General features: G+C 62.7%; 8 protein-coding genes. 5 read left to right on the top strand and 3 right to left on the bottom strand.

The window, feature by feature from the left end:
* Positions 1-179: 179 nt before the first annotated feature.
* The gene (locus QWI20_RS16650) at positions 180-5,477 is read left to right on the top strand and encodes a DUF6543 domain-containing protein (protein WP_369306386.1); all 5,298 of its coding nucleotides are present in this window, start codon (positions 180-182) and stop codon (positions 5,475-5,477) included.
* Between the two features lie 59 nt (positions 5,478-5,536).
* Here QWI20_RS16650 and QWI20_RS16645 read toward each other — a convergent pair whose 3' ends face one another.
* The 3 genes from QWI20_RS16645 to egtB form a co-directional block, all read right to left on the bottom strand.
* The gene (locus QWI20_RS16645; protein ID WP_369306385.1) at positions 5,537-6,688 is read right to left on the bottom strand and encodes an acyl-CoA dehydrogenase family protein; all 1,152 of its coding nucleotides are present in this window, start codon (positions 6,686-6,688) and stop codon (positions 5,537-5,539) included.
* A 3-nt stretch (positions 6,689-6,691) separates the two neighbouring features.
* A complete protein-coding gene (locus QWI20_RS16640; protein ID WP_369306384.1) occupies positions 6,692-7,789 on the bottom strand; it encodes an enoyl-CoA hydratase/isomerase family protein in 1,098 nt (365 codons plus the stop codon).
* A 136-nt stretch (positions 7,790-7,925) separates the two neighbouring features.
* On the bottom strand, positions 7,926-10,073 hold the full coding sequence (gene egtB / locus QWI20_RS16635; RefSeq protein ID WP_369306383.1) for an ergothioneine biosynthesis protein EgtB: 2,148 nt from the start codon (positions 10,071-10,073) through the stop codon (positions 7,926-7,928).
* A gap of 459 nt (positions 10,074-10,532) precedes the next feature.
* On the opposite strand from egtB, the gene QWI20_RS16630 reads away from it, so the two are divergent.
* From QWI20_RS16630 to QWI20_RS16615, 4 genes are all read left to right on the top strand, one after another.
* On the top strand, positions 10,533-11,705 hold the full coding sequence (locus QWI20_RS16630) for an XdhC family protein (protein ID WP_369306382.1): 1,173 nt from the start codon (positions 10,533-10,535) through the stop codon (positions 11,703-11,705).
* Between the two features lie 95 nt (positions 11,706-11,800).
* The gene (locus tag QWI20_RS16625) at positions 11,801-13,480 is read left to right on the top strand and encodes an MFS transporter (RefSeq protein ID WP_369306381.1); all 1,680 of its coding nucleotides are present in this window, start codon (positions 11,801-11,803) and stop codon (positions 13,478-13,480) included.
* Positions 13,481-13,599: 119 nt separating this feature from the next.
* On the top strand, positions 13,600-14,715 hold the full coding sequence (locus QWI20_RS16620; protein ID WP_369306380.1) for an HlyD family secretion protein: 1,116 nt from the start codon (positions 13,600-13,602) through the stop codon (positions 14,713-14,715).
* Between the two features lie 237 nt (positions 14,716-14,952).
* Positions 14,953-16,164 carry a cytochrome c biogenesis protein DipZ gene (locus QWI20_RS16615; RefSeq protein ID WP_369306379.1) on the top strand — a complete coding sequence of 404 codons (1,212 nt, stop codon included), beginning with the start codon at positions 14,953-14,955 and terminating at the stop codon, positions 16,162-16,164.
* Positions 16,165-16,190: the final 26 nt, after the last annotated feature.

Genomic DNA, 16,190 nt, shown 5'->3' with positions numbered 1-16,190 from the left:
CAGGCCTTTCGCATTCATGGCCGTACGTCGCCGCGTCTTCGCCATTCAATCCTGAATTTCCTTGCCCGTGTACAGCGTTATGTACCGCAGTCGCGGTGGATTTCTTCCCTACGCTCCCAGCCTTTCCTGCCCATGCCCGGCCAACGCCGGCCGTGGGCGCTTGTGCTCAAGGAGTTGTCATGTCCACCGTTACCACCACGTATTTCAGCAGCGCGTCACTGCGACAGCGCTTTCTCGACGAACTCGACCACGCCTTCGCGGCCGGCGTGCTCCGCTCATCCGAACAGACCTGGCTCAGAGGCGCGGCAGGCGCGATGGCCGCCGATGATCCCGACCCGGTGCGGGTCGACCGGCTGATTCTCAACGAGGGGCCGCCCAGTTCGCTGGAGCTCGGTGCTGCGCTGATGTTCAGCCATGCCCAGACCGCCGATCCACGGATTTTCCTGTTTACCCTGGCGTCCGGGGTCGAGGCCTTCGACGGTCGCTCGCAGCTATTGGAGACACTGCTCACGCGATTTGTGAGCAATGACCCTGCAGCTTCGTTCGAGTACGAAAAAATCGACGAGGATGTTTTTCAGTCGCAGATGCAGGCCATCGTTGAGTATCAAGCCCATTCGGTCAGGCAGTTCACCGAGCAACTGAAGCTGACGCCAGACCTGTCCCGCGCTGTCACGTCAACGATGGCCCTGCAACTCCTTCGGCTGTTTCCGGATAAGCAGATTGATCCGGCGAGGCACCTCATGCACATGATTCAACCGGCTTTCAATGCCGACGAAGAACTTGTGTTGATGACTCAAACCCTCGCTCAAACGGCGTTTGAAGCGTTTTGCGGTTCCAATCAGAATGCGGGGGTGACGCAGCAATTCCTCGATGCGCAGGGGAGGGTGGTAAGCGATAGCGACGCGGAATTATTCGCTCGGGCAATAGCCGACACAACGCCAGCGTTGCCTGACCGATTTGCCCAACTGCTGCGCGATTACTGGAGCGAGCAACGCGCTACCGGTTCCTGCCGCGACATGGCTGTCCAGATCTACGCGACTAGCCTGTGCCACGAGCTAAATCGCTACGGCCACGAGGGCCATCTCACTCGGCAAGAGCAGGAAACGGTGAGGCCGTTGCTCATGTCCGGTCCGCGCTATATCTCGTCAGAAGCTCATTTGCGCTGCAGACGTCTTGTGCTGCACGTGGCCGACGGCACGACCACGCCACTGGCCGGTACGCTGGTTTTCGATTTCAGCCCCGCCGATCTGCCGCTGCTGTGGTTTACGCCGGAGCACGGCCTGCGTCGATTCGCCAACCTGACGGCGCTGAGTTCTTTTTGCTCAACCCCGGAAGGCCGCGAGTTGTTGCGCCCGACACTGGCGCTTGTGGACCAGCCACTGTTGCTGCGTGAAGGTGCCTTGACGCTTTCGCTCGATAGTGTCGACGGGCCCTTGTTCCGCGAACGGGTGGATTCCATCCTGGCATTGCAGCTGCGCAATCTGCAGTACGTCACGGGTTTGTCGACCGACCCGGTCAAGGTGTCAGCGATGTATGACGATGCGCTGGACGTGCGCCAGCTGATCGATCCGCGTCAGCTGCATTTCAGTGCCGGACGCTGGCGGCATGATCAGCCGGTGAACTTTGCGGCCGTCTGGTGCAGCAGCGCCGCCGATGACCTGATTTTGGTCGCTCCGCACCCGGAGGGTGATAGTAATGGTCAAGAGCCGGCAGTCTCCGAAACCGCCGAGCCGCCTGAATTGCAGCTGTCAACGCCCTCCTGGATAGAGAAAACTCAGGTGTCCGATACCAATGCGGCGCATCTGCGCCAGTTGGATAACGTCTTGGTGAGCTATGCAGAGGAGGCGCTGCAAAGCTATTTATGCGTGGCCTCGGCGCGCGGCCTGTACGCGGGCGAGGTGCGGGTGCGCTGGCTGGAGTCGCAGCCGCTCGGCGCCTCCGATGTGGAGTCGGACTCTGTCGCCATCAGTGAGTCCTTGCACGCCACGTCGATGGATCTGCTGGCGCTTTTGCTGGAGCGCGTCAGCGGACACCGTCCTGATCCCCTCGAACACACGGCGCAACTGCTGCTCACCCGTCAAGCCGCAGGGGCGCACCTTGATATCGAGCTCATCAACTTCATGCTCAAGCGCGTGGCAGCGGATTTCGTCGAACGCTACCTTGAGCGTTTCGGACGATCACGCACGGCCCTTGCGCGTATGGGCGACAGGCAGCTACAACCGGTTTCCATGGCATTGGTGCTCAGGGAAGACGCATTGCGGCTGGATCTGGCGGTCAGGGAGCGAACGGGGGCAGTCAAGAGCGAGCCTGCCCGTATGGCCATGCAAGTCATGAACGCGCCTGTCCGTGCCCAGAGAACAGAATCGGGTGCGGCGATCACCGAAGTGTTCTCGCTGTCGCTGGTCTATGGCGCAGAGGCGGGGGCCACCCTTAGCGATTCGATGGCGCTCTGGCAGCCGCTGGCGCCCGATGCCGGCGTGATGCTCTGGAGCGGCCGGCGGGGCTGGCAGCATTTTGCCTCGCCTCAGGCGTTGAGCGAAACATTGGGCAGGCGACTGCGGCGCAAGCACAGCGAGCACTGGCTGGGGCTGTTGGGGGAGCGCGACCGTGCGCTGCTGCGCACCCAACTCCAAACGCAGCCAGCGGATCAGGTTCGCGTCCGCTTCACTCGCTGCGACGGCCACGCGATCGAGGCGTTGCAGCAAAGTGTGTTTGACCGCCAGCTACAGAACCTCCAGCAACTGTGCGCCCGCGCCCGCCGCTGTCGTTTCGAAGCCGGGCTGTTCAGGCGCGTTGCCGGGGCCACTGAACTGGACACGCAACTGGTCGACATGCTTGATGCGCTGGCGATACGCATCGATACCTCATTGTTTCAAGAGATGTTGCCGGACTGGATGAAGTCGGCTTCTGTCAGCGATCTTCGCGCCTATAACGCGCTATCGCGCCGTTATTTCATGGCCTGCGAAGGGGGCGATGGCTTTCTGTTCGACATCCCGACGCTCTCCGAGTACGCACGCGACCGGCTGGTTGAACAGATGCGCAAGGATTTCCCCGAGCGCACTCTGGACCCTGACCAGATCACCGTCACTCACCGCCGCTACGTCGCCGCGCCCCCCGGCATCGGACAGATCCCTTCAGGAATTCCCGCCGCCACCCTCGAACGCAGCGAGTCACTGACGGACTACGCCATCAACCGCTTCGTTGACATCCCGGACGCGGTGCTGAGCATCCATTCCGCCGATCAGTCTGATGGGGCCAGCGTGATCACCCCCGATTACGTGCGCAGGACTGTCCGACGGCTGGACGTCGGCGCCGGGTTCCGAACGCTGCTGCGTCAGACGTTGAACCCGACGGACGGGAAATGGCTGAAACGCAGCAAGCTTTTTGTCAACCAGATGCCACCGATGATGCAGGCGGTGGCGATGGAGCTGAAGCTGAAAGGACAGCTGAGCCCCCGAGCCTGCGCATTCATCTCCCAAGTGGTTGAAATGCCCGACGGGATAGCCCGCGAGCCGCTCGACGATGAGCGGACGATCATCAGCGCGCTGCGGCTGGTCGCAGACGAAGGCATGACGGCAGACACCGTCAGGGGTGTCTATCTGATCTGCGCCGAGGACGCTGACAGCGGCCCGGTGATTCTGCACGCCGTGTTCCATCCGGATTTCATCTTCCGCGAGTACACCACGCTGGCCGCGCTGCTGGCCGATATCCGCAGCGACGCGAGCCTGCAACGGCTGCTGCTGGAGCGACTGGACCCGGAGATTCGCAAGCGCTATGAGCACGGCGGGTTCGTTGAGCCTCATCTGCCGTTCTTTGATCAGGGGCCGGGCGATGTGCCGACAAACACGCCAGGGCCGGTCACGATTGCTCTGGCGGAAGAAAAAGGTAACGCGCTGCAGTTCATGTTCACCGACACCGTGAGCCTGCTGGTTCACGTCGGCGAGTCCAACACGGTTACGACCGAGGAGGCCGATCAGGCTTCGCGCAAGTTTCTGGCTTACCTGGGACTGGAGCAGGCACTGAGCATTGTGCCCGGCAAGTTTGCCACTATGGTTGCGTTGTGGCAGAGCCATACGCTGTTTCGCGCGTCGGCCGCTTCTGCGTCAGGGCGTCACTGGGGGGAGGCCATCTCCGAATTTTCTGCTGCGTTGGGCGTGATGGTGACAGCCCGGGAGCAGGCTGAAAAAGACGAGTTGATCGGCGGCGATCTGGTGGCGGACGAGGAGGTACCGACGCCGGTCGTCTACTGGGGTGGCGTCACGCTCACCGCTGAACAATTGGCCCGCCTGCATGCGCTGCAGGCCCCAAATATCTCGCTGAAAGACCTGCGCCGCGATGACTTGCTGAATCTGTTCATGGATCCGAACAACGGGAAGGCGTACGCAGCGGTCGCCGGACGGGTCTATGAGGTGCGCCGCCAGGCCGGGGATGGCAGCTGGATGATTATCGGTGCTGACCGAACGGTTGGCCCGCGCCTCATGCTGGATGAAAATCAACGCTGGCAGCTGGATATCCAGTCCGGTCTGAAGGGCGGCGGAGGGGCACTGACCAAACTGCGTAAACACGCTGCCGATGTTAGCGCTGATGACGTAATGCTCATTGAAGCCAGTGGCATGGCCGACATACGCAAGTTCTATCGCGAGCGCGCGCGGCATATTGGCGAAGCCCATTTACAGGCCAAGCGGTATCTGGAAAACGCCCTGGACAACCTCAACGTTCATGCCCCCGGCGCCCCGCTGGACCCGCGCGTCACGCAGATCATCGGTGACTTTTTCGGTGTCAGTTCGCCCGACCACGAGCTGTTGGTCGATACCGAACGCGCGATCAAGGCAATCTTCGACGAGGTCATGGATGCGTCTTTGTCGCCCTACTCATCGCCACGGTTTGTGGTGGGCACCAACCGCGCAGGCCACGGAGCCACCATGGGCTTCGTCATCAAAAGAGACCCGAAAAAACGCGTGTTTCTGACTGACCGGTATTTCGATGCGCCGCAGTTTCCGCTGAAGCGGGAGGCCGCGTTGGAGGGATTCGATTTCCCGGCCCATTACCGCGCGACGACCTTGATCCACGAACTCTCGCACCTGGTGCTCGATACCCATGACATTGCCTACCTGGAAACCACGGCGCCCTATACAGACCTGCTGCTCGAAAACAACGCCAACAATATCAAGCTCAAAGCAGATATCGAACGCCTGCAGGCGTACGGCTTGTCGCATCTGAGCGCCCGGGATGAGCTGTTTCTGCAGTTGAGGGAGGGCGAGTGGCGTGACTTTGATGAGGAAGAGGGCTTTGAACACGATGCAATCCTGAAGCTCACGCGCAGCAAAACCCTGGAGGAGGCCCGCGACGTGTTTCTCAGCGATGCACGCAAACGCGGCCAGGTGATTCTGGCCAATGCCGATTCGGTGACCCTGCTGATTCTGCGGCTGGGGCGACGCAGCTTTGTCGTGCCGAGCCCCGCGCCGGGCGGTCGCTGAGTGACAGACGCCGAGCCCTGAGGGGCTCGGCGTTTCTGGGGGGGGGAGGGGCGTGACCCTTACAGCCCGTAGTGCCGCAGCTCGCGGGCGATCAGCAGGCGCTGGATTTCGCTGGAGCCTTCGTAGATCTGGGTGATCCGCGCGTCCCGGTAGTATTTCTCCACCGGGTAATCTTCCAGATAGCCATAGCCGCCGTGAATCTGTATCGCTTTGGAGCAGACCCACTCGGCCATTTCAGAAGCGAACAGCTTGGCCTGGGACGCTTCCGACAGGCAGGGTTTACCCGCCGTTCTCAGGCGCGCGGCGTGCAGGACCAAGAGGCGAGAAGCGTTGATGCGGGTGTGCATGTCGGCCAGCAGATTGGCGATGCTCTGGTGTTCGATGATCGGCTTGTCGAACTGCACACGCTCGCGGGCATAACCCAACGCCGCCTCGAATGCCGCGCGGGCGATGCCCAAGGCCTGGGCGGCGATGCCGATGCGGCCGCCTTCCAGGTTAGACAGGGCAATGGACAGCCCCTTGCCCCGTTCACCCAGCAGATTTTCCGCCGGAATCCGGCAGTTGCTCAGGGTTACCGCGCAAGTGTCGGAGGCGCGGATGCCCATCTTGTGTTCCATACGGTCGACGCGATAACCGGGGTTGTCCGTGGGCACCAGAAATGCCGACAGGCCGCGCTTGCCCAGCTCCGGGTCGGTCACGGCGAAGACAATCGCCAACTGCGCGCGCTTGCCGTTGCTGACGAACTGCTTGGCGCCGTTGAGCACCCATTGGCCGTCTTTCAGCTCCGCGCGGGTGCGCAGGTTATGGGCTTCGGAACCGGCCTGGGGTTCGGTCAGGCAGAAGCAGCCGATGGCCTGGCCGCTGGCGAGTTTTTCCAGCCACTGTTGTTTCTGCGCGTCGCTGCCGTAGTTGAGCACCGGCCCGCAGCCCACTGAACTGTGCACGCTCATCAACGTGCCGGTGGCACCGTCGGCGGCGGAGATCTCCTCGACTGCCAGCGCGTAGGCGACGTAGTCGATGTAACTGCCGCCCCATTCGTCCGGGACGATCATGCCGAGCAGGCCCAGTTCGCCCATCTTCGCCACCAGCGCGTCGTCGATCCAGCCGGCTTGTTCCCAGGCCTGGGCATGGGGCGCGATTTCATTGCGCGCGAAGTCCCGCGCCATGTCGCGGATCATTACTTGTTCTTCGGTCAGTTCAAGATCTTGCATAGGTCACGCCTCATGACCGCTGAAGAAGCTTGCGACGTGCTCGGCATCCAGGGCCTGCACGCTGGAAGGGCTCCATTGCGGTTTCTTGTCTTTGTCTACGATCAAGGCACGAACGCCCTCGATCAGGTCACCTCGTTCGAACCACTGGCGGTCCAGATGCAGCTCCAGGCCGAAGCAGCTCTCCAGCGGCAGGTGCCGGCCGCGGCGCAACAGCTCCAGCGTGACCGCCATCGCCAGCGGTGAACGGGTTTGCATCAACTGGGCGGTGTCGAGGGCCCAGGCATGGGTATCGAAGACGCTCACTTGCGACAGTTGCTCGATGATGCTCGGGACGTCCGGCAGGCCGAAGAAATGATCGATGGCCGGACGCAGCTTCGCCAGCGGCGGCGCAGGCAAGTGCTGAACGCCGAGTTTCGCCAGCGCGCCCTGCACATCCTTGAGCGGGGTCAGGCTCCACTTCAGGTTATCCAGCTGCAGATCGAGGTCATTGAGGCGTTCGCTGTCGAGGTACCAGTCCGCCAACCCGCAATACAGCGCATCGGCGGCCTGAATCTGCACGCCCGTAACGCCCAGATAAATCCCCAACTCGCCGGGCACACGGGGCAGAAAGTAGCTGCCGCCCACGTCAGGGAAATAACCGATTGCCACTTCCGGCATCGCCAGACGGCTGCGCTCAGTGACCACGCGCAGGTCCGCGCCCTGGGCCAGGCCCATGCCACCGCCCAGCACGAAGCCGTCCATCAGGGCGACCACGGGTTTGCGGTAATGATGCAGGGTGAGGTCCAGCGCGTATTCTTCGACGAAGAAATCCAGGTGCTCGGTTCGGCCGGCCTGGAAGCTGTCGTACAGCGAGCGGATGTCGCCGCCGGCGCAGAATGCCTTTTCGCCGGCACCGCGCAGGACCACGGCGTAAACGTTGTCATCCTTCGCCCAGGCGTCCAGCTGGTACTGCAGCTGACGGACCATGTGCAGGTCGATGGCGTTGAGGCCCTGGGGGCGGTTGAGGGTGAGGTGACCAATGTGATTGCGTACGTCGGACAGAACGCTCGCGCAGGCTGATTGCTGGCCCGCGTATTCGGCAGGTATTACCTGAGCCGTCATCGCTGACTCCCTGTTGATTATTGTTGTGCTCAATCCCCGGCTGTATTGCCGGGGTCCGTGAGGGTGCGAACGGATGCTACCAGCGCCATTTTGCAAATGACAATGAAGTTTCCGGCGGGAATGAGCCCATCATCTGTCACGCCTGCAAGCTGAACAACGCCATCTCCGGCGCGTCGCTGATCCAGCATTCGCTGACGGTCCAGCCCGCACGCGCGGCCAGTTCGGTGAACGACTCAACCGTGAATTTGTGGGAGTTCTCAGTGTGCAGGCGTTCCCCGGCGGCGAAGCGGAAGGTGTGACCGGCAACGGTGACGCTCTGCTGTTTGCGGCTGACCAGGTGCATTTCCATGCAGGCCTGTTCCGCGTTCCACACGGCCAGGTGATCAAAAGCAGAGACGTCGAAGTCGGCGCTCAGCTCCCGATTGATGCGCGTCAGCAGATTCTTGTTGAACTGCGCGGTCACGCCCTCGGCGTCGTCGTACGCCGCCACCAGTGTCTGCTCGTCCTTCACCAGATCGACGCCAACGATGAAATGGGCGTTTTCACCCAGCACGTCATGGACCCCGTGGAGAAAATCAACGGCCTGCTCGTGGCTGAAGTTGCCGATGGTGGAGCCCGGAAAGAAACCCACGCGGGTGTGGCCGTCGGCTTCTTCAGGCAGCGTAAGTACGCGGGTGAAGTCGTCGACTTGCGGCGCGACGATCAGCGCCGGGTAACGCTGGCGCAGGGACCGCGCGGCCTTGTTCAATGCCGTCACACTGATGTCGATCGGCACGTAAACGCCGATGTGCGGCGCAGCATCCAGCAGCAGACGGGTTTTCTCGCTGGCGCCACTGCCAAATTCCACCAGTGCCGCGCCCGCCGGAACCGTCGCAGCGATCTCGCCGGCGATGCGTTTCAGCAACCCGGTTTCGGCGCGCGTCGGGTAGTACTCAGGCGTTTCGCAGATGGCTTCGAACAGGTCGGAACCCGCAGCGTCATAGAAATACTTGGGTGACAGGGTTTTCTCCGGGGCGCCGAGACCGGCCACCACGTCGCGGGCAAACTCGCTGTCATTCGGGTCCACCACGCCGGGCTGACGGCTATCACGGGCCAGGCGAAGGCCAGACACCATCCAGCGTTTGTCGGCGTGGAAGAAGTTGCGGTAGGTCAGGCGGCAATGATCGGGCGACGTAACGCTGGCACCACCGCGCAGGACCATCTGATTGACCATGAACTTGCCGTTGTACTCACCGACTGCGCCCACTGAGGGCTTGAAACCGGGGTAGGCGCTGTAGGCACTTTGAGTCCACTGCCAGGCCACATCGTCCACTTGCTCCAGCAAACCGGCGCGGGCGGCGGCTTCCCATTCGGCTTCGGTGGGCAGGCGCGCATCGGCCCAGAGCGCAAACGCGGCGGCTTCGTAGTAACTGATGTGCGTGACCGGCGCCGAAGGGTCAATCGACTCAAGGCCGCGCAGGCTCATGCGCTTCCAGCCGTTCTCGTCGTGCTGCCAGTACATCGGCGAATTCCAGCCATTTTCCTGCACCAGGGTCCAGCCTTCGGACAGCCACAACGCAGCGGTGTGATAGCCGCCGTCAGCAATAAAGCTCAACCACTCCCCGTTGGTCACCAGCCGGTCGCTGATCTCGAAGGACTGCAAATACGTGGTGTGGCGTGGGCCTTCGTTGTCGAACGAAAAGCCGTCGCCGTCGTGGCCGATTTCGGTCAGGCCGGCGCTCAGCGGCTTGAAATGACCGCGACGGCCCGACAGGTCTTTCGGCCAGCGCGGGCTGTAGGCGGGTTTCAGGGACGACAGGCTGAACAGATGAAGGATGTCCATCAGCAGCAGTTCCTGATGCTGCTCTTCGTGGGCCAGGCCGAGTTCGATCAGGCTGGTCATCTCGTCGCTGAGCGGCGTCAGCAGCAGCGTCGTCATGTTTTCGTCGACGTGCCTGCGGTAGGCCAGGACCTGATCGACGCTTGGCCGGGTCATCAGGCCGCGCTGCGGACGCGGATGACGCGGGCCGACAGCTTCGTAATAGGAATTGAACAGGTAGCCGAACGTCGGATCGAACGCTTCGTAGGCCGGCAGGTTCGGCGCCAGCAGAAAGGTTTCGAAGAACCATGTGGTGTGCGCCATGTGCCATTTGGCCGGGCTGGCATCGGGCATCGACTGCACCACCATGTCCTCGGCGCTCAGCGGCTCGACCAGAAATTCGGTACGGTCGCGCACGCTTTGAAAGCGCTGGCACAGGGTGTGCGTGGAGGATGTTTCGCGAAGCTGGCGTAATTGGCGCGTCATCAGGTGCTCTCCGGCGTAGCCGATGCCCGGTGGACCCGGTGGAGTGATTCCACACAGCCAGGCGGTACGGCGATTCAGGGTTTGAGGCTCGCGTCGCTCGGAATGTTCAACCGAAATATCCAAATGAAGGACGGCCACTTCCCATGACTACGTTGATGCCTTGGATCATCAGCGTTTTGCATGGATTTAACGGCACGCACCGAGTGTAGTCCCGGCGCGGGCTGATTCGCGCCGCGGGTGACCGATGGCCAATCCGCGCGCCGTCTGCGGTAACCTGCTGGCCATTCGCTGCAAGTGCGCTGCGCACAACACGTGTTTTGCAGGCAAAACCTGAACCTGCGCGACGACGCACAGTCTGCACAACAGCACGTTTGCCCGAGAGGGCAGGGGCGTTGCAGGTTAGAGGTAAGGTTAAAAGTGAATCACGCCAGATGAATAAACCGGTTTTTGGGGACGCGCATGAATGATCTATCCAGTCTGCTGGGGGCGCTCGATGAAGCGCAGACCGGGCAGCAGGAAGTGGTGATCGCCACGGTGGTCAAGGTCGAGGGTTCGGCGTACCGACGTCCGGGTGCGCGGATGGTGATCGCCCCGATGGGCGAGGCGACCGGCACCGTGAGCGGCGGCTGCCTCGAAAGCGACGTCAGCAAAAAGGCCTGGTGGCTGACCGCCAATGGCAAGCCGTCCCTGCGCACGTACAGCACCGGCGAGGACGACGACGAACTCGAAGACGCCGAACTCAGCTTTGGCCTGGGTTGCAATGGCACGGTGCACATCCTCTTCGAACGGATAGATCCCCGGGCGGCAAGTCTGGTGGTCGACGTGTTGCGTGAGGTCAAGGCCAGCGGTGTTGGCGCTGCGCTGGCGACGGTGATCGGTACGCAAAGCGAACGCCACACGGCGCTGGGTGAGCGGGTGGCGATTCGTTCATCCGGGCAGGTGCACATCGAAATGCGCGAACGCTGGCTGGCGACGGCCGTGGCCGAGGACCTGAAAACGGTGCTCGACGCCCGCCGTTCGGCCACACGTATTTACGAAAGCGCGGACGGTGCCGTTGAAGTGCTGCTGGAGTTCATCGCAGCCCCGCGTCGACTGGTGGTCTTCGGTGCCGGCCATGACGCGATGCCCTTGGTCAGCATGGCGCGTCTGCAGGGCTGGCACATCACGGTGATCGATGCGCGCTCGCACTTCGCCCGGCCCCAGCGTTTTCCCGAGGCCGATCAGGTGCTGTCGGCGCCGCTGCAGCCAATGCCCGAATTGCACGGGATGGTCGCCGATGCCGCCGTGGTGGTGATGACCCACAGCCTGAGCCAGGACCGCCACTGGCTGGGACAGGTGCTGCAATCCACGCCGCGCTACATTGGGCAGCTCGGACCACGCAGCCGCACCGAACGTTTGCTCGACGAGCTGCCGGATCAGGCCCGTCAAGCCGCTGCCCAGGCCAGCCTGCATTACCCGGTCGGGCTGGACCTGGGCGGTGACGCGCCCCACAGCGTGGCGTTGTCGATCCTCGCCGAGATCAACGCGGTGTTCAACGGCCGCAGCGGCGGGATGCTCAAGCACCGGCAGGCTAGCATTCATGCGGTGGATGTCACACTGGAGCAGGCGCGGGAGCTGAGAATGATTAGCTGAGAATGCTCAGCTAGCCTTCACAGGCGGCCGCTTTCATAGCGGCTGGCCCCATCGCTTTTTCAGTGGCTCGGCACGGCATTCATCAGGTCCGCTCAATGAACGACAAGTACAGACCGCACGACTGGGCTCCCCACGAGCGACCGACGTTGCCGGGCTCGCCGTCGACGCCGTTGCACGCAACGCCCAAGCGCTGGGCGTATGCCATCGTCGGCGTGATCGTGGCGTTGACCGGCGGGCTGGGCAACGCGCTGGTGGTCGCCAACCTTCAATACCTGCAAGGCTCGCTGGGTGCCACCCAGGCCGAGATTGCCTGGCTGCCCGCCGCGTACGTCATGACCAATGTGTCGATGAACCTGCTGCTGGTGAAGTTTCGCCAGCAGTTTGGTCTGCGCGCGTTCACCGAAGTATTTCTGGTGCTGTACGCGCTGGTCACCTTCGCGCACCTGTTCGTCAACGACATCGAATCGGCCATCGCCGTTCGCGCTGCTCACGGCATGGTCGGCGCGGCACTGAGTTCGCTGGGCCTGTACTACATGATTCAGGCCTTCCCGCAGAAGTGGCGAATGAAAGCCCTGGTGCTGGGCCTCGGCACCGCGCAGTTGGCAACGCCGCTGGCGCGACTGGTGTCCGAAGACCTGCTGCAGATTGCCGAGTGGCGCGGGCTTTACCTGTTCGAACTGGGCATGTGCCTGCTGTCCCTGGGTTGCGTGCTGATTCTGAAACTGCCCCCCGGTGACCGCTTCAAAGCCTTCGAAAAACTCGACTTCCTGACCTTTGCCTTGCTCGCTTCAGGCTTCGCGGCGTTGTGCGCGGCGTTGTCGCTGGGGCGGATCGAATGGTGGCTTGAAGAGCCCTGGATCGGCATCGCCCTGGCGTCGTCCATCGTGCTGATCCTTGCCGGGCTGTGTATCGAGCACAACCGCACCCGACCGTTGTTGATCACCCGCTGGCTGGGCAGTGGCCGGATGATCCGCTTCGCCTTCGGCGTGCTGCTGACGCGGATCGTGCTGTCGGAGCAATCCACCGGCGCGGTCGGTTTTCTTCAGGGGATGAATCAGGGCACCGAGCAGCTGCACACGCTGTACCTGTTCATGCTGCTGGGCAGCGTCGCCGGCCTGGCAGTCAGCGCGCTGACGATTGATCCGCAGCACCTGTTCAAGCCGCTGATCATCTCCCTGGCACTGATGGCGATCGGTTCGAGCATGGACAGCTTCTCCACCAGCCTGACCCGTGAACCGCAGATGTATTTCAGCCAGTTTTTGCTGGCGTTCGGCGGCACCTTCTTTCTGGGGCCAACCCTGGTGCTGGGGATCAGCGGGGTGATCAGCAACCCGCGCAACATGGTCAGTTTTTCGGTGATGTTCGGGATCACCCAGAACGTCGGCAGCCTGATCGGCTCGGCGCTGCTGGGCACCTTTCAGGTCTGGCGCGAGAAATTCCATTCGGCGCACATCGTCGAGCACGTCACGCTGATCGACGCTCAGGTGCAATCGCGCCTGCAAAGCGCGAGCGGTGCGTATATTTCGGCCATCGCCGATCCGGCCGCGCGCACCAGCCTGGGCATTCGCTCGCTGGCAACCGCCGCCACCCGCGAGGCCAATACCCTGGCCTACAACGACGTATTCATGCTGATCGCGGTCATCGCGGTGCTGACCATGATCTGGATCACCGGCCGCGCCACCTGGCTGTGGATCACCACGGAGCCGGTCGCGCCGTTTACGCCGGCGACACCTTCAGCATCTCCCTTAACACCTTCTGGCGCTCAACCTTCATGACAGAACCTGGCAAACCTTCTGGCACCCCTCCAAACAGCGCTTCAGGCGGCTCTTCTGGCAATGCGCCGTCCAACGCCGCCCCGTCACAGGCGAGTTCCGCAGCGCCTGCGCCAGCGGTCATGCCGGCCACCACGCAACCGCGTTCGGCGCGCATACGCCTGGTGTCGGCGATTCTGTTCGGCGGCATTGCTCTGGCGGGCGTCCTCATCGTGCTGTATGCGTGGCAGTTGCCACCGTTCAGCAGCCCGATCGAAAGCACCGAGAATGCTCTGATTCGCGGGCAGACCACGATTATCGGCCCGCAACTGAGCGGCTACGTCTACGAAGTGCCGGTGCAGGATTTCCAGTGGGTCAGGCAGGGCGATCTGCTGGTGCGCATCGACGACCGGATTTACCAGCAGCACTTGGATCAGGGCATTGCCCAGTTGGGCGTTCAGCAGGCCGCGCTGGCCAATAATCTGCAACAGCGGCGCAGCGCCGAGGCCACCATTGCCCAACGTCAGGCTGCTATCGCAAACGCCCAGGCGCAGAGCGACAAGGCCGCTGCCGACCTTCGCCGGGGGCAGGCATTGGTGATCGATGGGTCGGTGTCGAAAAGCGAATTCGACGTGACCTGCGCGGCCGATGCACAAGCAAAGGCAGCATTGGCCGAAGCCAAGGCGGCGCTGGAGATTTCCCGTCAGGACCTGCAAACGGTGATCGTCAATCGCGGCTCGCTGGAAGCGTCGGTAAAGAACGCCGAGGCGGCCATCGAGTTGGCGCGGATCGACCTGACCAACACGCGCATCACTGCACCTCGGGACGGTCAGCTGGGGCAGATCGGGGTGCGCCTGGGGGCGTACGTTAACTCCGGTGCGCAGTTGATGGCGCTGGTGCCGCGCCCGCGCTGGATTATCGCCAACATGAAGGAGACCCAGATGGCCAACGTGCGTCTGGGCCAGCCGGTAAGCTTCACCGTCGACGCGCTGGAAAACCTGAAAATGCGCGGCCGGGTGCAGCGCATCTCGCCGGCGGCGGGGTCCGAGTTCAGCCTGCTGCCTGCTGATAACGCTACCGGCAACTTCGTCAAAATCGCCCAGCGCATTCCGGTGCGCATCACCATCGACGACGATCAGCATGACGTGGACCGTTTGCGCCCGGGGATGTCGGTGGTGGTGAGCATCGACACCAGTCAGGACGGCGCCGTGCCGCCGGACCCCGTGGATGGCAAGGTGGATTCAGTGAACGGCCGCTGAATCGGCCCGCCGGTATCGCCGTGTATCCCGCTCCACGGCAGATACGTACTTATTCATTCACTGATTTCCCGGACACACCGGCGACACCTCCCGGACGTTGAATGGCGGATCCGAGGCATCACGCCTCGGCCGCTGCTACATCCAACGTGCCCAGTGCCCGGAGCCCGCCATGAACTGGAAGAAACTCATCTTCGCCTTTCTGTCCGCCACGCTCATCAGCGATGTGGGTGACCGCCCATGTTTCTGATCGCGTTTCTGGGCGGCATCGTCACGGTGCTCAGCCCCTGCATCCTGCCGGTCGTACCCTTTCTGTTTGCCCGGGCCGATCGGACGGCGGGGTCGGTGCTGATGACCCTGTTGGGGCTGACGCTGACGTTTGCGCTGGTCTCAAGCCTGGCGGTGGTGAGCAGCGACTGGGTGGTGGCGGCAAACGGTATCGGCCGCGACGTCGCGCTGGTGGTCCTGACGCTGTTTGCCCTGTCGCTGCTTTCCGCCCGCGTGGGTCACTGGCTGATGCTGCCGCTGGTGGCGCTCGGCAATCGGCTCGACCCCGCCACGCGGCGCTTGTCCGGTCCGTCTGCTTCATTACTGATCGGCGTTGCCACCGGGCTGCTATGGGCGCCGTGTGCCGGGCCGATTCTGGGGATCATTCTTACCGGCGCCATGTTGCAAGGGCCGAGCGCGCAGACCAGCCTGTTGCTGCTGGCGTACGGGCTTGGCAGCGCAGTGTCGTTGGGGGGGCTGATCTTCGCCGGACGCGGATTGCTCGCGCGGCTGAAACTGTCGCTGCCGGTCACTGCCTGGCTGCGCCGTGGCGTTGGGTTCGCTGCGTTGCTGGTGGCCGTGACCATCGCCACGGGCTCGCAGAATCAACTGCTCGCCGGCACCTCATCCGAGGGCGCAGCAGCGGTGGAAAAGGGCCTGCTCCGCGGCGTGCCCAGAGTCATCGATTACGTCGTCTCCAGCGTCAAAGCCGCAGCGGCACCGGACGTCAGCAGCCAAGGCGCGATGCCTTCGTTGTCCGGCGCTACCGCGTGGCTTAACTCGCCGCCGCTGAATGAGGCATCCCTGCGCGGCAAGGTGGTGCTGGTCGACTTCTGGACTTTCGACTGCATCAATTGCCAGCACAGCGTTCCTTACGTTAACCAATGGGCGAAGAAGTACGAGAAGGAAGGCCTGGTGGTGATCGGCGTGCACACCCCCGAATACCCGTACGAACGGGTCATCGACAACGTGCGCAAGCATGTCGCCAGGCTGGGCCTGAATTACCCGATCGCCATCGACAACGACTACGCCATCTGGCGCGCTTTCGACAATCAATACTGGCCCGCGCATTACCTCATCGACGCCAGGGGGCAGATCCGCTACACCCACTTTGGCGAAGGCGCCTACGACACCCAGGAGCAGGTCATTCGCCAGCTCCTCGACGAGGCCCACGGAAAGGGCTGAAGCGAGAGGCGCTGACGAAGGAAGGG

The sequence above is a fragment of the Pseudomonas sp. W2-17 genome, assembly GCF_041060445.1.
GTDB lineage: Bacteria > Pseudomonadota > Gammaproteobacteria > Pseudomonadales > Pseudomonadaceae > Aquipseudomonas.
The sequence above is the reverse complement of the archived record's forward strand: the minus strand, read 5'-3'. Positions and strand labels throughout refer to the sequence as shown.